This is a genomic window from Arthrobacter sp. NPDC056493, assembly GCF_042795115.1.
In the GTDB taxonomy this organism is placed as follows: Bacteria; Actinomycetota; Actinomycetes; order Actinomycetales; family Micrococcaceae; genus Arthrobacter.
The window spans coordinates 1-22,041 of the sequence record NZ_JBHTSL010000011.1 but is presented as its reverse complement, the minus strand read 5'-3'; the positions used below and the strand labels follow the sequence as shown (position 1 = coordinate 22,041).

Below are 22,041 nucleotides of genomic sequence, written 5' to 3'. Positions count from 1 at the left end.
TTCCAATGCAGGCAGCATCACCGGTATCCGGCGGAGGGAACAGCTCCAACGCTGTTTCCTCCGCCGGGGACGGCACCAATGACCTTCCCGTCGGCGAGCCCGACGATCTGACCCCGGAACAGCTGGCGGCCCAGTGGGAGGAAGAAAAGCCCCCGGCCGCCGGTGCGCTGGCAAACGTGGGATCCTCCCTGGTGGTCATCGGCGTCGGCGTCGGGGCCGTGGTACTGTCCGTGGCCATGGGCCTGGGCACACCGTCCGCCCCGCAGCCTGGCCTGTGGCCGTTCATGATCAGCTGCGTGATGGTGGTCCTCGGGCTATTCCAGCTGATCATGGGCCGGCACAACCGGGACGCGGAGAAGTTCACCCGCATGTCCGTGGCGCCGCTGACCGGGCTGGTCACCCTGGCCGCCATGGTGGCCCTCATGCCGGTCGCCGGCTTCGAACTGCCGGCCCTGGTGCTGTGCATCATCTGGATGCGCTTCCTCGGCGGCGAAACCTGGCGTTCCACGCTGCTGGTGAGCGCCGTCGTCGTGGCAGCCTTCTACGGCATCTTCGTGACGGCGCTCAACACTTCCATCCCCCACCTCTTCTAGGAGACCACCGTGGATTTCCTGAATCCCGTGATCAACGGATTTGCAGTCGTCCTGGAGCCAATGAACCTCCTGTACTGCCTGATCGGCGTCGTTATCGGAATGCTGATCGGCGTATTGCCCGGCCTGGGGCCCGCGGCGACCATCGCCATCCTGCTCCCGCTGACCTACAACGTTGAGCCCGTCACCGCCATCATCATGCTGGCCGGCATTTTCTACGGCGCCCAGTACGGCGGCACCATCACCTCGGTGCTGCTGCGGCTGCCCGGCGAGGCGTCCTCGGTGGTGACCGTCTTCGACGGCTACCAGATGGCCAAGCAGGGACGGGCCGGCACGGCCCTCGGCCTGGCATCCATCGGCTCGTTCATCGGCGGCACCGCATCCATCGTCGGCCTGACGTTCCTGGCCCCGATCGTGGCGAGCTTCGCGCTGGACTTCGGTCCCGCCGAATACACCGCCCTGGCGCTGCTGGGCATCCTGCTGGTGGCCACCATCAGCAGCGGTTCCAAGACCAAGGCACTCATCGCCGCCGCGATCGGACTGCTGCTGGCCACCGTTGGCCGGGACATCTTCACCGGTGAAAACCGGTTCACCTTCGGCAGCCTGGAGCTGGCGGACGGCATCGACTTCGTGCCGATCGCCATGGGTATCTTCGGCCTCGGCGAGATCATGTACAACCTCGAGGAGCGCCACCGCGCCGCAAAGGCCCCCTCCGCCGTCGCAAATGTCTGGCCCTCCCGGGGCGACCTCAAGCAGGCGTCCGGCGCGATCGGACGCGGTTCGGTCCTCGGCTTCTTCCTGGGCATCCTGCCCGGCGGCGGTGCCACGATCGCCTCGATGGCCTCGTACGCCATGGAGAAGAAGCGGGCCAAGCAGCCGGAGCGCTTCGGCAAGGGTGCGCCGGAGGGCGTGGCAGGGCCGGAAACCGCCAACAACGCCGCGGCGACGTCGTCGTTCATTCCGCTGCTGACCCTCGGCATCCCGGCCAACGCCACCATGGCATTGATGTTCGGCGCACTGCTGATCCAGGGCGTCACCCCCGGCCCGCAGCTCGTGGAGCAGGACCCGGGACTGTTCTGGGGCGTGGTGAACTCCATGTATATCGGCAACATCCTGCTGCTGATCATGAGCCTGCCGCTGGTGGGGATCTTCGTGAAGATCCTCCGCGTCCGCGCCGCGATCCTGGCGCCCATCACGGCGCTGATCACCCTGCTCGGCGCGTACACGATCAACAACAGCATGTTCGACGTAACGCTCGTGGTGGTCTTCGGGATCGTGGGCTACCTGATGAAGAAGTTCGGTTTCGAACCGGGGCCGCTGGTGCTGGCCTTCGTGCTGGGTTCCCTGCTGGAAAGCTCCCTGCGCCGCGCGCTGCTGGTGTTTGGCGGCGACCCAATGGGCTTCTTCAGCCGGCCCATTTCCGCCACGCTCCTCATCGTGTTCGTCGTCGTGGCCGTGCTTCCGGGCATCCGCTCAGCGCTGGCCAAGCGCAAGGCCCCTGTCCCCGCGGGAACCGCCGCCACTGAAATCAAGGAGAAGGTATGAGCATCATCGTTGGATTCGTCCCCACCCCGGCGGGGGAGGCCGCCCTCGCGGCCGGCATTGCAGAGGCCCGCCTCCGCAACCAGGATCTGGTGATCGTCAACTCCGCCCGTGAAGGCGCCCTGGTGGACAAGTCGGTCGCGCCGGACGATGTCCTGGCCAAGGCCTCCCAGCAGGCGGCGGACGCAGGCGTGACGGCCCGGGTGATCCAGCCGCCCTACCAGCATGATCTGGCGGATGAGTTCCTCGACGTCGCCCGGGATGAAAACGCCTCCCTGATCGTCATCGGGCTGCGGCACCGCACGCAGGTGGGCAAGTTCATCCTTGGCAGCCACGCGCAGCGCATCCTCATGCAGGCTGACCGTCCCGTTTTGGCCGTGAAGGCCGACGGCGGACAGTTTTAGTTCCAGAACCACCGCTTGGTAAGAGGCGGGCCGGCACCCGAACAGGATTCCGGCCCGCCTTAGCCATACTCTTCTAAAGGTAAAGACCCATGTCCACTTTGATGGCACCCACGCCGAGCGCAGCCACGCCGATCGCAGCGCCCCGCCAGCACCGCCTGCGCAAGCCGCCTATCGCCGCCGGCGGGCAGGCCCGCCCCATCCCCCTCGAGCCGGTCCCCAACTGGTGCAAGCTTTCGCGTTCGGACGAGGTTACCGTGTGCCGCGACCGGCGGGTCATGGCCAGCGGGCGCGTTGACATGGTGGCGCTGGATGGCAGCGTTTTCTGGATCATCCAGGAAGACGGCAAGGGCCGGGCGATGATCCACAAGAAGGACGGGCTGACGGTTTTCCGGAAGGCCGCCGCGGGCAGGGCCCGCCGCTAAGGCACCGTTTCCGCCCGCCATGGTGACGGATCCGGCGTCGGGCGTTTGTTGCCGGCGGGTCGGGATCACTCCGCCGTGACGTCGGACTCATAACCTGCCGAAACGGAATAACAGCGGCCAAACGGACCTTGTTCTATATCGGCGCCGACCACCGGCTGCCTCTTGAGAGGACATCTTTGCCTACTGCTTTCATCCCGTTCACCATGTGCGCCACGGTCCGCGACGACCACCGGCGCTCCTTCCGCACCGACCTGGAACGCCTCACTTCCACCCACCGTGGTTGGGCGCCGCTGGACATGGTTAAGTCCACCAGCACCAAGGCTCTCCTCCGCGGAGCGATCCCGCAAAGCGTTCACACCGACAGCGACGCGAGCCTTGCCCGTTACCTCCAGGAACGCCTGGCCGTCGGCACCGACATCCACCTGGATCTCACCGTCAGCATCGAGCGGTAACAGAACCCCGCGCAGCCCCGGACCTTCCAGGTCCGGGGCTTTTCCGTGCTGCGGCACAGTTTGGTGTAGCGGTCGCCGCCGCCGGGTGGTTCGGGCCCGCCTGTGATCGGCTCATCGTTGGATGCGGTGTCTATGTCAGGTTGCGATCTAAGAGTTCCCGAAGCTCCTGTCAGAAAAGAGGAATCCGGACCCTATTCTGACGCCATTAGGCTTCGTGCCTGACGTCAGGTTGGGCTGTACCCCAATCCGAAGCGCCTCAGGCGTGCACGAGGCCGAAACATCTTCTCTTCTCGTCCGGACGAAGCAGCGTATCACTGGTGTGGCTGCGCGGGTCGTCCTCCAATTCTCTTACACGCCCTCGCGTTGTCGTGTCGTGGCCCGATCTGCAGTCGGGGCTTGTGATCAGATGGCCGATGAAGGCGTGAGTCAGTGCGCTTAGAAGGCCATGGACGGGCGGGTGGCCATCTCCGCGGCCTGGTGCAGAGCCTCCACCATGGACCGTGAATCGGCGATTGCCTTGCCGGCGATGTCGAACGCGGTGCCGTGGTCCACGGACGTGCGGATGACGGGCAGGCCCACGGTGATGTTCACGCCGGCCTCGATGCCCAGCACCTTCACCGGCCCGTGTCCCTGGTCGTGGTACATGGCCACTACTAGGTCATAGTCGCCCCGGCCGGCCAGGAAAAACAGGGTGTCCGCCGGCAGCGGACCCACCGCGTTGATCCCGTCCGCCTGCGCGGCCTTCACGCCTGGCTCGATCTTCTCCGCTTCCTCGCCCTGGCCGAACAGGCCGTTCTCGCCGGCGTGCGGGTTGATGGCGCACACGCCGATCTTCGGGTTCGGGATGCCCGCCCGGACCAGCGCCTCGTGGCCGCGGCGGATGGTGCGCTGCACAAGGTCCGGGTTAATCTTGCGGATCGCATCCGCCAGCCCGATGTGGGTGGTCACGTGGATCACGCGGATCTTGGGCGTGGAGAGCATCATGGACACTTCCGCGGTGCCCGTGAGGGAGGCCAGCAGCTCGGTGTGCCCGGGGAAAATGTGTCCGGCGGCGTGCAGCGCCTCCTTGTTCAGCGGCGCGGTGCAGATAGCCTGGACTTTCCCGGACATCGCCAGCTCGCTGGCCACCCGAATGTACTCGTACGCGGCGTGCCCGGCCACTCGGGAGAGCTGGCCCCAGGGCAGGTCCTCCGGCAGCAGCGCCAGGTCGATCACGTTCACCCGGCGCGACGTAAACACCGCGTCCTCAACGTTTTCGATCCCCTGGATGTCCGCCTCGACGCCCAGGATGTCCGCAGCCTGGCGCAGCCGGAGCGCATCGCCGATCACCACCGGCCGGCATTCCTGCAGGATCCCCTGGTCCAGGACCGCTGGCACGATCACCTCCGGGCCGATGCCGGCGCCGTCGCCCATGGTCACGGCCACATAGGGGAGTGGCTGGTTCTGGTTTGTCTCGTCAGTCATTGTTGCTCCAGGTTCTTGGGAAGTTCTGCGGAATGGCGTTGGCGGGAGTCCCTTGGGGCGGCCGGGCGCGGCGCTTCCGGATTTCGTCATACAGCTGCAGGAGGGCCAGGTCATCGCCGAAGTTACCCGGCTTGGTGCCCACCAGCGTCCCGTCGTTGGCCCGGCTCAGCACGGCCCCGTGCTGCACGGCCGCGATCGGCACCAGGTTGGAGCAGCCGACGGCGTCCAGGACTTCCCGGGCCGTCTCTCCGCCGGTGAGGATCAGGTCAGCCGGGACTGCTTTCGCTGCCTCGGCCGCGAACTTCGAGAGAGCTCCCACGATGTTTGCGGCTTTTGCCGGATCCACTTTTACGGCCGCCAATGCGACTGCTACGGGGTTCCCTGCCTTCAACTCGGAGGAAACTTGGGCCAGTTGGGGCACGTAGGCGTGCATCGCGCCGGCGTACAGCGGGTGAAGCCGGACCACTGTGAAGCCCTGGGCCTCCAGTTGCGCCAGCTGCGCCTGTGCCGTTTTGGACGCGGAACCTACGACGGCGAGCACCGGTCGCCCGGGTGCCTCTGGTTCGACAGTGGCTGCGTCGGTGTCTACCACTTTTTGCGTATTCCGCACAGCTTGTGTCTTAAGGCGCTGAGCGAGGACATCAGCAGCTCCGCCGGTTCCTACCAGCACGATGCGGCGGCCGCCTGCCCGAAACATCAGGTCGAGCAGTGCATCCACGACATGCTCCAGGTCCGGCATGGTTTCACCATCGACCACCACTAATCGGGGCAGGTCGGAGTTCAGGAGTCCGGCCAGCTTGGTGGTCAGCGAACTGGACCGAACGCCATCCAGATTCACGGTCTGGATCGATGCCGGGTCCTCCGGGCGGAGCAGGGACGGTACGTCCGTCGGCGGGGAGGCAACCTCGGCCTGCCACAGGTCCGTTTCCGCTAAGGGAATGCCGGCGACCAGCGGCCGGCCATCCACTACCGAGCGCTCCAGCTGTGGGAGTGCTCCGGCAACAACGGCATGGAAACCAAGGCTTGCCAACGCGCGAATCTCGGCAGGCATGTTGCCGCGCCACAGCGAGTCCATCTTCTTGAACATCACCCGCGCACCCGAAGCCGAGGGGCCGGAGAAAGCACCTTTCACCAGCCCTTCGGCGGCAGCTTCAGACAGTCCGCGGGAGTGCGTATCGGTCACGATCACGTCGGTGCTTGGCCCCTCAACGGTGTCGGCACCGTCGTGCATTCTCGAAGTACCTGTACCCAGGAGGACTTGTGCGGACAGGTGGTGCTCCACAAAGCAGTAGCCAACCTCGGCGGCGCCGGAGAAATCATCGGCCTGCACAAACACGGAACCCACGTTGCTCCTCTCGGGTCGATAAATCGGCTGAAGTCCACACTGGTCAGCTGGATCTGCTAAACATCATTACATAATTGCGCGCAGTGCGCCATAACAAATGCGCGCATCGCGCATACGGTTTCCTCAAGAACGTCATCCTGGCCGCATAACCGGGTGCGCGTCGATGGAGCTGGGAGGTGCGAGGCGCATTTTCGAGGGGCAGCCAAGTCATGCCGTTGGTTGGTTTGCCCTCGGGCGGGCCTGGCCGGAAGCCGGATGTGCGTCTTCCGCCAGGGGTCGATGGGCCACTTGGGTCGGAGCCAACCAGCGGGACCGCGGTTGAGTTTTGGAAATCAGTGTCCCCATACTGCCGCTGGAACGCGCACGTACTTAATGGCGTCGCGAAGGTACGAGTAGGTCACGTGAGCGGTCCCCGCGTCGTCAACGTAGAGGCTGGGGTAGGAGATCTCTAAGCCGCGATATTCAGCCTCCGACTCGACGATGCCGGCTTCAGCGAGCGTCTGGCTATCTTCGAGGTCGAGCACGGAGCGCCACGACTGCCCTTCGTCGTCCGACAAAAGCAAGGTGAGTGGGAGGCGGGGGGTTCCCCACACGGCGTGCCGTGCAAGCGGCTGCCGGGTGCCGGGGGCCGTGTACTTTCCCTCGGTGAGCAGTTCATCGTCGTCGCCTTCATGTGCTCCTTCGGGTGCCGCGACCGGGTTCGCGACGAGAAGGAGTGGACCGGAGGCTTCCCGGGAGCCGACAGCGATCGATGAATTGTTGTTCGGCACCTCCGTTGGCGTCGGCGCAGACCACGTCTCGCCCTCGTCGGCAGAAGTGGTGCGGTAGACCCTGTCGGCCCAGCGGCTTCTGAAAAAGCCGAGCAACCGGCCTTCGGACCGCCGTACTATCGCCATGTGGACGAGGCCGGTCGACTCTGGCACCTCGACTTCGCGCCACGTGGTGCCAGCGTCGTCAGTGATGAGAACAACAGTGACATCTGCCGAGCCGCGCCACTGCCGCCCTGGAAGCGGAAGGCAGCGGAACGCCGGCAGCAACCACCGTGTCGGGGAGATGGCGACGACCGGCTGGCGGATGAAAAGCCCAGGGTCACCGGCGATCTCGGCAGGTTCAGACCAAGACTCACCACCATCACTGGAGCGACGCAGAAGGACGCGGGAAGTGTCCTGCGCTCCCAGGACCTGGGCAGTGTGCAAAAGCACCAGTTCTCCGGTGGGGCTCCGAAAGAGAACAGGGTTCTGGTCCGAACGTCCTGGCGTGGCTGCCACCACGCGCTCTTCCGCCCAGTTGCCCTCCCCGGAGGAAAGCGTCGACATCACAATGTCGACGTCGGGTTTTCCTTCCGCGCTTCCAGCAAACCAGGCGCAGCCAAGGGCGCCATCACCAAGCCCGGTAATAAAGGATGCATGGTTTTCCCGTGCGGATGTCGGAAGCAGCTGAAAAGCAAGTCCTTGCGCTGTTTCCTCGAACGTGCTGGTCCGGGGACCCTGACTACTGTGCATGATGCTCCTAGAAAAATGCGCGTTGTGTTCGACCATGGTAGCGCGTTATGCGCAGCTTTCCAGACCCTACACTAAGCATGTGGAAGAAAAAGGAATTGTCGTTACAGAAGAACCCATTGACGGAGCGCGTGGCATCCGCTCCCTGTCTGCGCGCGAACGGCGTGAACGAATCGTTCAACTTGCCGGCGAGATGGGTGTCGCGAATGTCGCCGCCATCGCTCGCCAGTTCAACGTCACGCCATCCACCGTGCGCCGCGACTTGGCGCTTCTGAGCAGCAGCGGCCGCCTGGCGAGGACATATGGTGGCGCAATCGCCACCGTAGGGCAGGTCGAAAGCAGTATTGCTGTTCGCAGTCGCGAAGCCTACGACCAGAAAGCGGCTATCGCTTCCTGGGCCGTTGCCCAAATCGGTCAAGGCGACAGCGTCCTCCTTGACGCCGGCTCAACATGCGCACTGGTTGCACGGACCCTGCCCGCGGACTCGGCTTTGACAATCACTACCCCAAGTCTTGTCGCACTGAACCACATCCACGCACGCCAGGATCTGGATGTGTTCTGCCTTGGCGGACACCTGCGACCCGCGAGTGATTCATTTATTGGCCCGCTGACCGAGTCAACGCTGGAAAGAATGTCGTTCGATGTCGCGTTCCTCGGAGCGGACAGCGTGCTCCCGACGGGCGAGGTCATTGAGGCCGATCTCGAGCAGACCCGCCTCAAAGAGGTTATGGCGCGACGGTCGAGGAAGGTTTACGTGCTTGTGCACGCAAGCAAAATGGGAAGCAGGACGTACAAATACTCGGCACGGTTTGACCAGAGGGATTGGACAATCGTCACCGATTGGACTGCCGACCCTAAGGTGCTTGCAGAGTTTCGGAAAGAAGGAATAAACGTGGAAGTGGTTCCCGCACCATAGCCACCCAGGGGTGCGGGCGGCCGATGGGTGATGCGGGTCGACGGCCGCCCAATGGATCCAGGGGGCTCGCCGTCTGCCGAGGCCACTGCAACGCGCGACATTGCTGCTGGTTCGGTCGTCTCCACCATTGAATTAGGCGGCCTCCCGGCCTGCTGCGTCTTCCCCTCGCTGAGATTGACGCTTCTCGATTTCAGGCGGCAGGACGGATGGTGCATGCATGTTTTAACCACACCCGCCGGCCCACCCGACGGCCCAAGAGTCCTGATATCGCCGCTCGACCGTAGGCGTGGCCTTCCTCCGGAAATTTTCGCGCGGTGTGTGCATTTCCTCGACTACGGTTCATCCGTGCCTGCCCCCTATGCACGGCATGGTGCGACGGCACTCCGGCAGAACCTAAACTGCTGCGTCCCAATGCTGCTATCCCGCGGAAGAACGCGATTTGCGCGAAACAAGCGATCAAGTTTGCTTGCAACGCGCATGCTTTGGGCTTAGAGTGGTTTCACTCACACGTGAAAACGCATTGCGTTGAACACGGATCTCCCCCAACACAAGGAAGTGCGTTGAAGACTTCAATCAAGAAAATGGCTGCCGTTGCCGGGTCAGCCGCCCTCCTTGCGGCGCTTGCTGCGTGCACCCCGGGGGCGCAAGATAGCAACTCGAGCGCCAGCGGCGGTTTCTCATACCGCCTCGCTACTCAGTACCAGGACTGGCTTAAGGACCTCGAATGGTTGCCGGCTGCACAAAAGCAGTCGGGCGTGAATGTGGACCTCGTGGACGGCGGGGCAAACGACAGTTACTACCAGAAGCTCGACCTGGCAATGACGTCCGGTGATGTGCAGGACGCGGTCATTTCCTCCTACGCCCAGTCCCAGGTCTACGGCGGGCAGGGCGCGTTCCAAGACCTTGCCCCGCTGATCAAGCAGGACGCGCCGAACATCCAGAAGTACCTCGACTCGAACCCCGAGTACCGCAAGCTCGTCACGAACTCCAAGGGTCAGATCTTCGGACTCATGGCAGAGCAGCCCAAGCTGTCGCACGTCACCTTCTACCGGTCTGACATGTACAAAGCAGCAGGCATCACGCCCGCCAAGTCGGTAAGCACCCAAGACTTCACAGATCAGTTGCAAAAGCTCAAGGACTTCTACGGGAAAAAGGTCGGGAACTACTTCCCGCTCTCTGGCCGTGACTCTTTCCTCAAGTTCAACTACGCATTCGGCGCCGAGGACCGCATTGTTGACGGCAAGGTGCAGGGAGAATACGAGAGCGGTGCTGGCCAAGACCTGTACTCCCCGAACTTTAAGAAAGAAATCGAGTGGTACAGGGACCTGTACTCCCGCGGTCTCATCGATCCCGAATGGGTGAACGGCTCGAACACCGAGGATTCCTGGCAGGAAAAGATGCTCACGGGGAAGGCTTCCGTGGCCGATGATTTCTTCACCCGCCCGCAATGGTTCATGCAGAACGGCGGACCTAAGAATGATCCGGCATACGCGATCGGTGTCCTGCCGGCATTCACAACCAGCGACGGCCAACCCGGGAAGCGTCCGACCAGCATCTACCAGACCAACCGTGTTCTGGCCGTTAGCGCCAAATCGAACAAGGCCCCTCAGGTTCTGAAATTCCTCGACTACCTGTACAGCCCGGAGGGACAAACCACCATGCACTATGGTGTCGAGGGCCAGTCCTACAAGATAGTTAATAAAAAACCCCAATACACGGTTGACTTCACGAAGGAAGGCAACAAGCCCGTAGGCACACCGGCATGGAACTTCCTTCAGGAACGGCTCACGTTCCCGACGCCGGCCGACAACAACGCGTATCAGCAGTGGATGGACCCGCAGACCAAGTCTTTCGCTCCTGAATACTTCAACAACTCCGTCAAGGTTGTTCCGACCCTGACGTACACCGCGGAACAACTCGATAAGCGGACCTCGCTCAAGGCAACTGTCGACCCCTTCGTAACCGCCCAGATTGCGCAGTTCGTGCAGGGCAAGCTAGGCATGGATCAGTGGAACTCCTTCCTCGACCAGGCCACAGCCAAGGGCTACAAGGACATTGTGTCCATCGACCAAGCTGCCTACGAGTCTTTGCAGAAGTGACCTAGAGACAGACCAGGCAGCATCATGACCCTCCTCGAATCAAAACCCGTTGCCCCGCCGGAGGCTCCCGCAAGGAGCCGCCGGCGCGGCAAGCGCAGTCTCCTCCGGAACAAGTGGCTTTATCTCATGCTCGTACCGGGGCTCATCCACCTGGCGGTCTTCAAGATCGCGCCCGTCGCCGCGCTTGTCATCGCCTTCAAAAACTTCAGCCCGTTCCTCGGCCTCTGGGGCAGTCCCTGGGTAGGACTGCAGCAATTCCAAGAAATCTTCAACGATCCTCAGATCCCGGGACTCGTGGGCAACACGCTGATCCTCGCGGTCGGAACCCTGATCTTCAGCTTCCCCGCGCCGATCATCTTCGCCCTCTTCCTTAACGAAGTCCGGCTCACTTACGCACGCAAGTTCATTCAAACTATGAGCTTCGTCCCCTACCTCATCTCCTCCGCGGTTCTCGTCTCGATCCTCTACACCCTGCTCTCCCCGCAGGGAGGCCTGGTCAACGAGATCATCAAAAACTTCGGCGGCCAACCGATCTCATTCCTCACTGACCCGGCCTGGTTCCGTCCCCTTTACATCGGACTCAACGTCTGGCAGACGTTCGGATATGGGACCATCATTTACCTTGCCGCAATGACTGCAATCGACACATCGCTTTACGAAGCCGCGGAAATGGATGGCGTTGGGCGGTTCGGCAAGATGCGCTACGTCACGCTGCCGGCACTGGTGCCCATGATGGTCGTCATGCTGATCCTGGCACTCGGCCAGGTACTGACCGTCGACGTCGACAAGATACTCCTCATGTACAACCCCAACACATATTCGACCGCCGACGTACTCCAGACCTACGTCTACCGCCTCGCGTTCGCCTCAGAAGGCTTCCCCAGGTACAGCTACGCAGCGGCAGTCAGCCTGCTGCAAGGCATCGTAGCGTTCATCCTCGTGCTCGGGACCAATCGGATCACCAAGCGCCTCACCGGATCGGGGCTCTTCTAATGACTCTCACCCTCCGCCAAAACAAGCGTCCTTCAACACTTCAGACCCGCCGCCGACGGAAGCCAACAGCGTTCGACATCGTGAACCTGGTCGTGCTCTTCGCCATCGTCGCAGCCTGCATCTACCCCTTCGTGTACATCCTCGCCGTCTCACTCTCAGACGGCTCCGCGGTTAACGCAGGCAAAGTCGCACTCATCCCCGAGGGCATCAATATCGAGACGTACAAATACGTACTCACGAACGAACGACTCGGAATCCTTCGGTCTCTGCTGAACTCGCTCCTCTACACTTCCGTCGGTGTTGCCTTCTCAGTCGCCATCACTTACCTCACCGCGTATCCGCTATCCAAGGCTCGGCTGCGAGGCGGCGGAGCCATCGTCATGCTGTTTCTCATCACCTGGGTCTTCGATGCCGGCATCGTCCCCACGTACGTGATCAACTCGCAGCTCGGCTTCGTCAACAACTGGTTGGCGATGGTAATCCCGTTCGGATTCAGCACCTTCCTGCTCCTGATAGCAATAACGTTCCTGAGAAACATCCCGGTCGAACTTGAAGAATCGGCGCTTATCGACGGAGCCAACGACCTGCAGACCATGTGGCGGATATATCTGCCACTGTCCAAGCCTCTGCTCGGAACAATTGGCATCTTCTACGCCGTCCAGATATGGAACTCCTTCCTCGTCCCACTGATCTACTTGCAGGACAAGACCCTTGCCCCGATCCAACTCGTGCTCTACCGGCTGCTGCTCAACACCGATACGAACGCCACGTCATTCCAGCAGATAACAATGGGAGGCCACCAGTTGGTCCCGCAGAACATCGCAGCAGTCACCATGATCTTCGCGATCGTGCCAATCCTCGCCTTCTACCCCTACGCCCAGCGCTACTTCCAGCAGGGAATCCTCGTCGGGGCCATCAAGGGATAACATCGTGCAATCTCAGACACACCCCTTCCCGCGTTCCGGCGTCAAGGCAGCCACCTCACTGGCGAACCCCGGTATTGAATGGATCTGGCGCCTCGCCCTTCTCAACCTGCTCTGGATCGGACTGACCCTGGCTGGAGGAGTGATCCTGGGCCTGTTCCCAGCTACGAATGCGGTGTACGTAGTGATGCGAAGGTGGTTAGTGCACCCTGAAACACGCGACCAGTCTTCGATCCGTGCCATGACCGCCGCTTGGCGCGACGGTTTCTGGCGGGCCAATGCGCTGGGCTGGGCCCTCACCGTGGTGGGTGCCCTGCTCGCCTATGGACTATGGCTCAGCATTGGAAACCCCGGAGTAGTCGGATCGGTGGCCTTCTACGTCCTCGTCATTGTGGCGGCTATGTTCTGTGCGACGCTCATCCACTTGCCCTTCGTTGCCGCTCACCTCGAGGCGGGCGGAATCCGGCTGGTACGCGCAGCATGGATGCTAGCGCTCGCCCAGCCGTTCGCGACGCTGGGGCTTGCCGCTGTCTTTATTGGTCTGTCGTACCTCCAGGCGGCCGCACCGGCGCTTCTTCTCTTCGCGTCGCTCAGCCCCCTCGCACTGGTGACCACGATCCTCGACTTGAGAACCTTTGAGGCGGCCATCCGGCGGTCAAAACAGTGATGGGGGAGCGGTCTGCCAGCTCGTCATGTCCAGGCAGTCAACGCTGAACCAGCCGCGCGCAAAACGGGTCGAATCAAGTGAGGCCCGTCCCAGCTGGCAGAACTGTTCGCCACAACAAAACATCCCGGAGAGGAAACGACCTTTCCTGGCGAAAGCAATGAAGCAACCCACGGAGAATCAACGCATGAGCAAGCAGCCAGAAGGAAACCCGGTGGAAGGACTGAAGCTCCCCATCTCGCGGCTGGTCCTGGGCACCATGACGTTCGGCGACACCGCCGATGAGGCCACCGCCGCGCGCATGGTGGACGAGGCGCTCGACGCCGGCATCACCACCATCGACACCGCCAACGCCTACGTGGGCGGAGTGACGGAGGAAATACTCGCCCGTCTCCTCAAGGGACGCCGGGACGAGGTCATCCTCGCCACCAAGGCCGGCATGCCGCACCCGGACCACGGCCAGCATTCGCCGCTGTCCCCGCAAGGGCTTCGCAACAGCGTGGAGGGCAGCCTGCGCCGGCTCGAAGTGGACAGCATCGACCTGTTCTACCTGCACCAGCCCGACCGCGCGACCCCGCTGCAGGACACCGTGCGCACGGTGGCCGAGCTCGCTGAAGAGGGGAAGATCGGGGCGCTGGGCGTCTCCAACTTCGCGGCCTGGCAGATCGCCGACGTGATCCACGTTGCCCGCGAGGTGGGTGCGCCTAAGCCCGTCGTGGCGCAGCAGCTCTACAACCTGGTGGCCCGGCGGGTGGAGGAGGAATACCTCGAATTCGCCGCCACCCACAACGTCCACACCATGGTCTACAACCCGCTGGGCGGCGGCCTGCTCACCGGAAAACACAGCTTCGAGGCCAAGCCCTCCGAAGGCCGCTTCGGCGATTCCAAGCTGGCTGCCATGTACACCCAGCGCTACTGGGACAAACAGCTGTTTGAAGCCGTCACCGCTCTGGCCGGCATCGCCAAGGGGGCGGGCCTCACCCTCGCCGAACTCTCGCTGCGCTGGCTCGCCTACCGGGACGGCGTCGGCTCGATGCTGCTGGGCGGCTCCAAGGTGGAGCAGCTGCGCGCCAACATCGCCGCCGTGGCCGAGGGACCGCTGCCCGAGGACGTCACCGCCGCCTGCGACGCCGTCGGCTCCGGGCTCCGCGGACCCATGCCCGCCTACAACCGCTGAGTCCCCCAAGACCACCCACGAACTGAAGGTAGAAGATACAGATGACATCGGACCTGGCCATTGAATTCGCCCGCAAGATCCGCGCCCGCGAGCAGGCCGTCGGCTACTGGGCGGTGCTGGACGCACCCGTGGCAACGGAACGCATCGGCCGGCTCGGCTACGACTACGTGGCCCTGGACGCCCAGCACGGCCTGCTCGGCTACTCGGGTGTATTGAACGGCCTGATGGCGATCGACGCCGGGCACACCGCCGTCGGCATGGTCCGGGTGGAGGCCAACGACTTTACCGCGATTGGTAAGGCGCTCGACGCCGGCGCCGTCGGCGTCATTGTCCCGCTCGTCAACAACGCCGCGGACGCGGCCGCGGCCGTTGCCGCGGCCAAGTACCCCCCAATGGGCGGCCGGTCCTATGGGCCGATGCGCTCGGCGTTGCGGATCGGCCCTGTCCCGGCTGATTCGAACGCGGCCACCCTCGTCTTCGCCATGATCGAGACGCCCGAGGGGCTGGCCAACGTCAAGGAGATCTGTGCGACCCCGGGCCTGGACGGCATCTACGTCGGCCCCTCGGACCTGGCCATCGCCGTCGGCGGCGCCTTCCCGGGCGATCCCGCCGTCGAGGCTGAGTTCAACGCGGCGCTGGAGACCATCGCGGATGCGGCCGCCTCCGCGGGCATCGCCGCCGGCATCCACACCGCCGCCGGGGAGATCGCTGCCCAGCGGCTGCGCCAGGGCTACACCTTCACCACCATCGCCTCAGACTTGACGCACCTGGAACAGATCGCCAAGTCCCACCTCGACGCCGCTACATCCGAGGACCAGTAACCAATCTGAACCCCACCCCGAACGGCGCAGCGAAGAGGGCCGACGGCGCTGACTCGTCTGTCTGCCCGCGATCACCGCAGCAGATCCTGGCCGATAATCGGCAACGTCGTACTTGATAACGGCCTATGCTCACTGCGTCTGCAGACGCTTATCTCCCGCAGTAACTCGAACGCCCTAACGATCCCAATGGAGGTTCGGTCAATTAGCCGGCGGATTATGCCCGGGAGCAGAAACCGGCGGAGGGTCCCATTACCCGTCGCACCCGTCGAGGTTTCGCGGAGGTCGCCTCGCCGTAGAACCGCGTTGGACGGGGTGGCGGGCAGCGCCGGACCACTCGCGATCGAGGGAGTGCCGTCCTCATAAGCTACGCGAAATTCGACGCAACGATCAGCGTCGACGTCAGAATAGCCACCGCTGCGCGAGTGCCAGCGCGGCCAGTTCAAAACATGTTCAGATTAGGGAGCCGGGAGTCCCCATGAATGATGCGACAGCCGGGGCAGAGACTGTTCGTGCACCGGCACCTGGAATGCTCGAAGTCACCATCACCAAAGGTGCGGACGTCGAACAAACGCTGGCGGGCGCCATAAAGAAGATCTCTCCCGCCGCCAAATTTCACGGAACCGGAATAGTGATTACGCGCATAACCGACGACCACTACATCGTCAGAGCCCACACGAGCGTGCCGGCAGGACTAGTGCGACACTGCAACTTTTGAAAGTGCAGAGGGTGGGAGCGGTGGAATATTGGGACAAGGACCAAATGGTGCCCCCAATGCTTGCTCCGCTGTTTGACGGGAGGTATGGGCGCGACCGGCTGTCCTCAACAAGGGTTCGCCCGAGTCCAGGATGGGCCCTGAGATCCTCCCGCTTTCATTACTCGAAGCGGCACCTGCCCTTGGTGTGCCAGCGTCAGAATAGGGCGAAATTACGTTTTATTGACGGTGACTCATGATGTTCTCAGATCCCACCCTGACACTCAGAGGGGAAGAAAACCGCAGCGGTGCAGCTGGAGAATAGTCGAAATAATCCAAGCCTTCTGGACTTGATAAAGTCCGCTGGGCCAGGAGCTGGCTATGCCGCATGTTGTGACTGGACGGGCATCCAAGAAGGAGCCGGAGCGCCAGCCACAGGACAGATCCTCCCTGCTCAGACGCTCTTGACGTCAGGTTGGCGATTGGCGTTGCACTTGGATTTTGCTTGTCAGTCGAACACTGCAACGGGGGAGCCGAAGAGTGTTTCGTCTGGTTCGATGCCGAGGCCGGGGCCTTGTGGGAGACGGATGTGGCCGCCTTCGACGGTGATGCCGCCGCGGGGGTCGTAGTGGCCGTCGATATAGGGTTGGGCGACCCAGACGCCTTCGTTGAGCGCCGGGCGTACGGTAGCTCCGAGGTGCGTGCAGGCTGCGGCGATGATGTCCCCGCCCCAGGAGTCGTCGCTGGTGTGGGTGTGGAGTAGGCCTCGCACACGTCGCGAATGACCGACATGGGGTGCAGGCCGCCGACACGGGTGACTTTCAGTCCGAGTCCGTCGCAGTCGCGCCTGGCGACCGCGCCGACGGCTTTTGCGAGGTCGGTGGTGAGCTCGTCCAGGTAGATCGCGTGGTTTGTGCGTGCACGCACATCTTGTACTTCTTCGATGGTGTTGCAGGGCTGTTCGATGATGAACGGGATATCGGGGCATTCGCGGCTGAGCCGCAAGGTGTCGCGAACGGTGAGGCCGCGGTTGGCGTCGACGGCGAGGCTGGTGCCCAGGTTTCCGACGCGTTCCCAGACCTTGCGGATTGTTTCGATGTCGAGGTCGACGGGGCGGCCTCCGACTTTGAGCTGCAGGCGGGGGTAGCCCTCTGCCGCTTTCGCGGCGGCGCGCTCGGCAACGACGTTGGGTTCGTCGACGGCCAGGGCGTAGTACGAGGGGATGCGTTCGGTTTCGGCGCCGCCGAGCAGGTCGGCGACTCGGACGCCGTAGTGTTTGCCGGTCAGGTCGTGCGCGGCGATGTCGATTGCGGCCTTGGCGTAGCGGTGCCCGTAGAGGAGTTCGTCCATGCGCCGGTGCAGCAGGTTGATGTTGGTCGGGTCCTGGCCGATGAGTCCTTGTGCCATTTCGGCCAGGGCGGCGCGGTTGCCTGTGACATGGGTTTGTTCGTAGATGGGGCCGATGGGGCAGGTCTCGCCCCATCCGGTCAGGCTCGTGTCGGTGGTGATGCGGACGAGGGTGGTGTCGAGGGCGAAGATCTCGCCGTGGGACATGCGGTACGGGCCGTTGCGCACGGGAAGCTCGTGTGCGTAGATGGCGATCTCGGTGATTTTCACGGGGTTCTGACTCCTGGATTCTGAACTTCTTGGGCGTCGCGGGCGGGGGGCTACGGGTGGACGGCCGGTGGCACGAGCACGAGCTTGCCTGGGAAGTTCTTGGAGATGAAGTCCTCCTGGGCGCGGTGGATCTCACTCAAGGGGTAGGTCTGGGAAACGAGGGGCCGGATCTGGCCGTTGTTGATGTAGCGCACCAGGTTCTCGAAGACTTCGTCTTCCTGGAAGGTGCAGCCGAACAGTGAGAGATCGTTGAGGTAGATGGTGCGCAGGTCAATCTCTGAGATGGGACCGCCGATGGCGCCCGCGATGGCGTATCGGCCGCCGCGGCGCAGCAGACCCAGCAATTCGGACACGCCTGAGCCGCCAACCACGTCGACCACGACGTCTGCCGAGAACGGGCCGAGTGCCGCGGCCAGGTTCGCGCCCCGGTCAATCACCTGGTCCGCGCCGGAAGCGCGGACAACGTCGGCCTTACGCGGCGAGCAGATAGCGATGACTTTGGCGCCGCGCAGCTTCGCCAGTTGCACGGCTGCGAGGCCGACACCGCCGGACGCGCCGGTAATGACGACCTTTTCCGCTCCCAGCCGTGCCCGGTGGAGCATGCCTTCCGCGGTGGAGTAGGCAATCGAGATCGCCCCAAGCTCTGTCGCGGAGAGGTCCGAGTCAATCGTGTAGGCCTCGCTGGAGGGCGCGACGGCGAACTGGGCGAAACCGCCGTCGCAGTCACTGCCGTAGGTCCAGCATTCGTAGGCGCGGCGCTCGACATAGTGGCGCATCAGGGTGCGTACGATTACGCGATCCCCGATCCGGCTTTCATCGACGTCGCTGCCGACGGAGACGATCCTGCCGTAGACGTCCCCGCCCTGAATGCGCGGGAAGGCCAGTGGCACACCTGACCAGGAGGCGTCGTCGGCGTCGGCGGTGGCGGCGCCCCCGGTTGCGGTGGAGTTCGTGTCGCCGCTGACGGCCTTCGAGTACCAGCCGATGCGTGTGTTGATGTCGGTGTTGTTGATGCCGGCGGCCTCGACCCGGATCAGTACCTCATCGGCACGGGGTGCGGGCACTGGCACGTCGGTGCGGTACACGAGCTTTTCCGGGCCTCCGTGGCCGGTGAGCAGGACGGCGGCCATCGTTGTGGGCAGGGTCATCATTGATCCTTTCGCGGGAGCAGAAGGGGTGGCGGCGGTTGCTGTGCAACTGCCGTGATTCACGCTTGTTGTCCAATTAGTGGACATGGTGTTCATTTTTACACCATGAATGATGCGTGGACAATCCCCTGGGGGACTCGAAGACCTGGCTGAAGCGAAGAAGACAGCGACCGCGGCTGCGCGCGTGTGGGTCTTCCCGCGGCGCGATCCATAGGATGGAAGCTCATAGATCAGTGCAGCGGAGGTGGCTCCCATCAGCGAACAGGTGCCCGAAGTGAACGACGACGAGGCCGGTTCTGACTCTGAGTTGAACCAGCTGAACCGCTCCGCGCTGCGCGCGGCCTCGATTCTCATCTCCGTGGGTGAGCATCCCGACGGCGCCAGTGCGGCGCAGCTCGCCCTCGAGACGGGTGTTCCGCGCCCCACGACCTTCCGCATCCTGCTCAGCCTGGTGCACACCGGGCTTCTTGCCCGCGATGGAGGGACTTTCAAACTCGGCTGGCGGACCGCCCAGCTCGGCCGGCTCGCCGACCCCTACCGGGACATCCTGCCCCGCGTCCAGGTAATCCTCGACAGCCTCGCGGCCGAAGTCAACGAATCCGTCGAGTTCGTCATGTTCACCAGCCCCACAACCCAGGAAACGATCGCCCAGGCTTCGAGCAGCCGACTGCTCGCCCCGTCGCAGCAATACGTTGGCCGCAGCTTCCCGCTGCACGCGACGGCAACCGGAAAGCTTTTGCTCTCAGCCCTCGACGATGACCAGCTCCGGGCCTTTCTTCCCGAACGGCTCGAGGTGGTGACGCCAGTGACGATCACCGACCGCCAAGCGCTGCTCGCTGAGCTCGACACAGCACGTTCCCAGGGTTTCGCCACACTGGATGGCGAGCTCGAAGAAGGCCTGTTCGTCGTCGCGGTGCCGGTGCGCAACGCCGCGGGTAAGCTCATCTCCGGCTTGGCCGCCTCCGGCCTTTCCCAGCGCATGAAGTCCATGGACATCGGCTTTTACGTGGAGAAGCTGCACGCTGCTGCCGCGAAGCTCGGGACGGTCGTCAGCCCGTCCTGACGGCCCAAAGTCCACACGGGCTTGCGGCGCAGTCCGCCCATCCTATGGCGTCTCCCGATGCCGATTAGCCGCTCCAAGGACGCCTCGCACGCGCGACGCAGCTCGGCGCATCTGATCCCCGACGCTTGCTCTGCCTTGGAGACATTTTCGATGAGTGGTTGACACCACATGTGGTGCATGACATATTTTTTGATCACGACGTTCAAAAAATGAACGAGCACCACAGGCTCTTCAGCATCGCCCCGCCGGTGACCCACCTCCCCACGCCGGCGGCCGGCGGGCTTCCATCGCATTCGAAGGACCGCACCCTGACAAGGACGCGGATCGTGAGTACACCCGCGCTACGGCTGGCTGGCACGTCGAGCCAGTCGCCCTCTTCAGGCGTTTGCGCAGCCACGGTTCGCGCCTTCAAATTTTCAAGGAAGTAGGACAAAGATGTTCGATCAGCGCGGAACGCAGCGTTCCAGATCACCCAGAACCACCCGCCGACTGCAGGCGGACGACTGCATCATCGTCGACAACCGCGAACTGCGGAAAGCGCAGCTCGGCGCAGGTGTCGGCAACTTCATCGAGTGGTACGACATCGGCATCTACGGCTACCTCGCAGTCACCATGACCTCTGTCTTCACCGAGGGTATGGACTCGCGGATGGGCCTGCTGGTCACTCTCCTGGGCTTCGCGGTCTCCTTCGTGGTCCGTCCCCTGGGCGGAATGATCCTGGGCCCGCTGGGCGACAGGATCGGCCGACGTAAGGTGCTTTTCTTCACCATGGCGCTCATGGCCGGAGCGACCACCGTCATCGGCCTGCTGCCTACCGCCGGGCAGGTGGGGCTGTGGGTCATCCTTCCCCTCTACCTGTTGAAGATGCTCCAAGGGTTTTCCACCGGCGGTGAGTATTCCGGCGCAGCAACATATATCGCTGAGTTCTCCCCGGACCGGAACCGCGGGTTCATGACCTCACTGTTGAATTCCGGCGCGATGATCGGCTTCGCGGCAGGCGCCGGCATCGTGGCTGTGACGACGGCGGTAGCAACATCGGCGTGGGGCGAAACGGCGATGCGCGACGGCGCGTGGCGCATCCCCTTCCTGCTCGCCCTTCCCCTGGGTATCGTGGCGATCTCGCTCCGCAGCCGCATCCCGGAGTCACCCAGCTTCGAGGTAGCACAAGAGAAAGCCGCGAACGCGGACACCAACCCCATCTTCGTCCGGCACAACCTGCCAAACATCCTGAAACACTACTGGCCCCAGATCCTCATCGGATGCGCCCTCATCGCCGCCGACGGAACATCGTCCTACATGCTCACCAGCTACATGCCCACCTACCTTGAAACACAGGTCGGCTCTCCTGCGGTACACACCGCAGTCGCGGCCGTGGTCGTGCTGGTCCTGCAGGGCGTCCTGATTCCGGTCGTGGCACGATGGTCCGACCGCATCGGACGGCGCCCCATCTACACGATGGCCGCGATCGGCAACCTTGTCCTGCTGCTGCCGGCATTCTGGCTGATGCACGTCGGAACCCTCTGGTCACTCTATGCTGCGATGTTCCTGGTCATGGTGCCCAGCGCCTTCTTCCTGGCCCTGACCGGTGCCGTGATGTCCGAACTCTTTCCCACAGCCTCCCGCTACGGCGGAGTCGGCGTCACCCACAACCTCTCCATCTCCATCTTCGGCGGCACCACCCCGCTGGTCAGCCAGATCCTCGTCGAGACCACCGGCAACTCCTACGCCCCGGCCTTCTACATCATGTTCTTCTCCGCCGTCGCGCTCTTTGCCGTGCTGAAGATGCGCGAGTCAGCTGCACGGCCACTCCTCGGATCCGTCCCGGTCGTCACCAGCCTCGACGAAGCAGCAGCGCTGGTCGAGAACCAGGACACCGACGAGCGCATCGACACCGCGACCATGCTTCTCACCCCCATGCCCGCAGCGGCCGGGGACACCGAGGACGACGCCAGGGTTCACTGACCCCCCGTCCTTGAGTAAGTGTGCCCCGTCCAACGGCTGGCCAGCTACCAAAGTTCCGCCCACCCGGGGAGCACGCATGCCAAGGGACTCAGCGCAGCGGAAGCACAACGGGCTGAAGCACCCCACTCCGTTGAGATTAGTGACCTGGCCAGGAGGGTCTGTCAATTATTCGGTGTAACTGGGGTGGTTTCTTGTTCTAGTTGCTGCTGGCGGACAGGCGTCCGTCGAAGGTGATCTGGAAGGCGTTCA

The 22,041-nt window shown here is 63.3% G+C and carries 20 protein-coding genes and 1 pseudogene; 15 read left to right on the top strand and 6 right to left on the bottom strand.

Features of this window, described 5'->3' with window-relative positions; all coding sequences use genetic code 11:
• Positions 1 to 5: 5 nt before the first annotated feature.
• From ACFQ50_RS07040 to ACFQ50_RS07020, 5 genes are all read left to right on the top strand, one after another.
• The gene (locus ACFQ50_RS07040) at positions 6 to 593 is read left to right on the top strand and encodes a tripartite tricarboxylate transporter TctB family protein (protein WP_377994815.1); all 588 of its coding nucleotides are present in this window, start codon (positions 6 to 8) and stop codon (positions 591 to 593) included.
• Between the two features lie 9 nt (positions 594 to 602).
• Positions 603 to 2,135 carry a tripartite tricarboxylate transporter permease gene (locus tag ACFQ50_RS07035; protein ID WP_377994814.1) on the top strand — a complete coding sequence of 511 codons (1,533 nt, stop codon included), beginning with the start codon at positions 603 to 605 and terminating at the stop codon, positions 2,133 to 2,135.
• A complete protein-coding gene (locus ACFQ50_RS07030) occupies positions 2,132 to 2,536 on the top strand; it encodes a universal stress protein (protein ID WP_377994813.1) in 405 nt (134 codons plus the stop codon). The genes ACFQ50_RS07035 and ACFQ50_RS07030 overlap by 4 nt, the downstream gene beginning before the upstream one ends.
• An 89-nt stretch (positions 2,537 to 2,625) precedes the next feature.
• Positions 2,626 to 2,958, top strand: coding sequence for a hypothetical protein (locus ACFQ50_RS07025; protein WP_377994812.1), 333 nt, complete (start codon positions 2,626 to 2,628; stop codon positions 2,956 to 2,958).
• 176 nt (positions 2,959 to 3,134) lie between these two features.
• A complete protein-coding gene (locus tag ACFQ50_RS07020; protein WP_377994811.1) occupies positions 3,135 to 3,410 on the top strand; it encodes a hypothetical protein in 276 nt (91 codons plus the stop codon).
• 435 nt (positions 3,411 to 3,845) lie between these two features.
• On the opposite strand, the gene pdxA is transcribed toward ACFQ50_RS07020, so the two are convergent.
• The 3 genes from pdxA to ACFQ50_RS07005 all read right to left on the bottom strand — a co-directional run bounded on the left by pdxA (position 3,846) and on the right by ACFQ50_RS07005 (position 7,757).
• Entirely contained in the window at positions 3,846 to 4,874 is a 1,029-nt protein-coding gene (gene pdxA, locus ACFQ50_RS07015) for a 4-hydroxythreonine-4-phosphate dehydrogenase PdxA (protein WP_377994810.1), read from the bottom strand.
• Entirely contained in the window at positions 4,867 to 6,219 is a 1,353-nt protein-coding gene (locus ACFQ50_RS07010) for a four-carbon acid sugar kinase family protein (RefSeq protein WP_377994809.1), read from the bottom strand. Before ACFQ50_RS07010 ends, pdxA begins: the two co-directional genes overlap by 8 nt.
• Positions 6,220 to 6,551: 332 nt before the next feature.
• Positions 6,552 to 7,757 carry an exo-alpha-sialidase gene (locus ACFQ50_RS07005; protein WP_377994808.1) on the bottom strand — a complete coding sequence of 402 codons (1,206 nt, stop codon included), beginning with the start codon at positions 7,755 to 7,757 and terminating at the stop codon, positions 6,552 to 6,554.
• 43 nt (positions 7,758 to 7,800) lie between these two features.
• Here ACFQ50_RS07005 and ACFQ50_RS07000 point away from each other — a divergent pair, with 43 nt between their 5' ends.
• The 8 genes from ACFQ50_RS07000 (at position 7,801) to ACFQ50_RS06965 (ending at position 16,026) form a co-directional block, all read left to right on the top strand.
• On the top strand, positions 7,801 to 8,634 hold the full coding sequence (locus ACFQ50_RS07000; protein WP_377994807.1) for a DeoR/GlpR family DNA-binding transcription regulator: 834 nt from the start codon (positions 7,801 to 7,803) through the stop codon (positions 8,632 to 8,634).
• Positions 8,635 to 9,215: 581 nt separating this feature from the next.
• Positions 9,216 to 10,733, top strand: a complete 1,518-nt coding sequence (locus ACFQ50_RS06995) for an extracellular solute-binding protein (RefSeq protein WP_377994806.1) — start codon at positions 9,216 to 9,218, stop codon at positions 10,731 to 10,733.
• Positions 10,734 to 10,757: 24 nt separating this feature from the next.
• Entirely contained in the window at positions 10,758 to 11,726 is a 969-nt protein-coding gene (locus ACFQ50_RS06990) for an ABC transporter permease (protein WP_377994805.1), read from the top strand.
• Positions 11,726 to 12,652, top strand: a complete 927-nt coding sequence (locus ACFQ50_RS06985; RefSeq protein ID WP_377994804.1) for a carbohydrate ABC transporter permease — start codon at positions 11,726 to 11,728, stop codon at positions 12,650 to 12,652. Before ACFQ50_RS06990 ends, ACFQ50_RS06985 begins: the two co-directional genes overlap by 1 nt.
• A gap of 4 nt (positions 12,653 to 12,656) precedes the next feature.
• Positions 12,657 to 13,316, top strand: coding sequence for a YesL family protein (locus tag ACFQ50_RS06980; RefSeq protein ID WP_377994803.1), 660 nt, complete (start codon positions 12,657 to 12,659; stop codon positions 13,314 to 13,316).
• A 184-nt stretch (positions 13,317 to 13,500) separates the two neighbouring features.
• Complete coding sequence (locus ACFQ50_RS06975; protein WP_377994802.1) at positions 13,501 to 14,490, top strand: aldo/keto reductase; 990 nt, start codon at positions 13,501 to 13,503, stop codon at positions 14,488 to 14,490.
• Positions 14,491 to 14,531: 41 nt separating this feature from the next.
• Positions 14,532 to 15,311 carry an HpcH/HpaI aldolase/citrate lyase family protein gene (locus tag ACFQ50_RS06970; protein WP_377994801.1) on the top strand — a complete coding sequence of 260 codons (780 nt, stop codon included), beginning with the start codon at positions 14,532 to 14,534 and terminating at the stop codon, positions 15,309 to 15,311.
• A 475-nt stretch (positions 15,312 to 15,786) separates the two neighbouring features.
• Positions 15,787 to 16,026, top strand: a complete 240-nt coding sequence (locus ACFQ50_RS06965; protein WP_377994800.1) for a hypothetical protein — start codon at positions 15,787 to 15,789, stop codon at positions 16,024 to 16,026.
• Positions 16,027 to 16,510: 484 nt separating this feature from the next.
• Here the strand turns inward: ACFQ50_RS06965 and ACFQ50_RS06960 are convergent, their stop codons facing one another.
• The 3 genes and pseudogenes from ACFQ50_RS06960 to ACFQ50_RS06950 all read right to left on the bottom strand — a co-directional run bounded on the left by ACFQ50_RS06960 (position 16,511) and on the right by ACFQ50_RS06950 (position 18,767).
• Complete coding sequence (locus tag ACFQ50_RS06960; RefSeq protein WP_377994880.1) at positions 16,511 to 16,774, bottom strand: enolase C-terminal domain-like protein; 264 nt, start codon at positions 16,772 to 16,774, stop codon at positions 16,511 to 16,513.
• Positions 16,768 to 17,577 (bottom strand): annotated as a pseudogene (locus ACFQ50_RS06955) (mandelate racemase/muconate lactonizing enzyme family protein); the annotation flags it as partial. The pseudogene ACFQ50_RS06955 and the gene ACFQ50_RS06960, both read right to left, overlap by 7 nt.
• 92 nt (positions 17,578 to 17,669) lie before the next feature.
• Positions 17,670 to 18,767, bottom strand: a complete 1,098-nt coding sequence (locus tag ACFQ50_RS06950; protein WP_377994799.1) for an alcohol dehydrogenase family protein — start codon at positions 18,765 to 18,767, stop codon at positions 17,670 to 17,672.
• A gap of 244 nt (positions 18,768 to 19,011) precedes the next feature.
• Between ACFQ50_RS06950 and ACFQ50_RS06945 the strand changes: the two genes are divergently transcribed.
• Together ACFQ50_RS06945 and ACFQ50_RS06940 are read left to right on the top strand one after the other, a co-directional pair.
• Positions 19,012 to 19,830, top strand: a complete 819-nt coding sequence (locus ACFQ50_RS06945; RefSeq protein WP_377994798.1) for an IclR family transcriptional regulator — start codon at positions 19,012 to 19,014, stop codon at positions 19,828 to 19,830.
• A gap of 435 nt (positions 19,831 to 20,265) precedes the next feature.
• Complete coding sequence (locus ACFQ50_RS06940; RefSeq protein WP_377994797.1) at positions 20,266 to 21,792, top strand: MFS transporter; 1,527 nt, start codon at positions 20,266 to 20,268, stop codon at positions 21,790 to 21,792.
• The last annotated feature ends 249 nt before the right edge of the window (positions 21,793 to 22,041 follow it).

Bases quoted from the DNA above. Each gene is read 5' to 3' on its own strand.
- ACFQ50_RS07040 (WP_377994815.1), top strand. From the start codon at position 6: ATGCAGGCAGCATCACCGGTATCCGGCGGAGGGAACAGCTCCAACGCT.
- ACFQ50_RS07030 (WP_377994813.1), top strand. From the start codon at position 2,132: ATGAGCATCATCGTTGGATTCGTCCCCACCCCGGCGGGGGAGGCCGCC.
- ACFQ50_RS07025 (WP_377994812.1), top strand. From the start codon at position 2,626: ATGTCCACTTTGATGGCACCCACGCCGAGCGCAGCCACGCCGATCGCA.
- pdxA (WP_377994810.1), bottom strand. From the start codon at position 4,874: ATGACTGACGAGACAAACCAGAACCAGCCACTCCCCTATGTGGCCGTG.
- ACFQ50_RS07005 (WP_377994808.1), bottom strand. From the start codon at position 7,757: ATGGTCGAACACAACGCGCATTTTTCTAGGAGCATCATGCACAGTAGT.
- ACFQ50_RS06995 (WP_377994806.1), top strand. From the start codon at position 9,216: ATGGCTGCCGTTGCCGGGTCAGCCGCCCTCCTTGCGGCGCTTGCTGCG.
- ACFQ50_RS06990 (WP_377994805.1), top strand. From the start codon at position 10,758: ATGACCCTCCTCGAATCAAAACCCGTTGCCCCGCCGGAGGCTCCCGCA.
- ACFQ50_RS06985 (WP_377994804.1), top strand. From the start codon at position 11,726: ATGACTCTCACCCTCCGCCAAAACAAGCGTCCTTCAACACTTCAGACC.
- ACFQ50_RS06975 (WP_377994802.1), top strand. From the start codon at position 13,501: ATGAGCAAGCAGCCAGAAGGAAACCCGGTGGAAGGACTGAAGCTCCCC.
- ACFQ50_RS06970 (WP_377994801.1), top strand. From the start codon at position 14,532: ATGACATCGGACCTGGCCATTGAATTCGCCCGCAAGATCCGCGCCCGC.
- ACFQ50_RS06965 (WP_377994800.1), top strand. From the start codon at position 15,787: ATGAATGATGCGACAGCCGGGGCAGAGACTGTTCGTGCACCGGCACCT.
- ACFQ50_RS06950 (WP_377994799.1), bottom strand. From the start codon at position 18,767: ATGACCCTGCCCACAACGATGGCCGCCGTCCTGCTCACCGGCCACGGA.
- ACFQ50_RS06940 (WP_377994797.1), top strand. From the start codon at position 20,266: ATGTTCGATCAGCGCGGAACGCAGCGTTCCAGATCACCCAGAACCACC.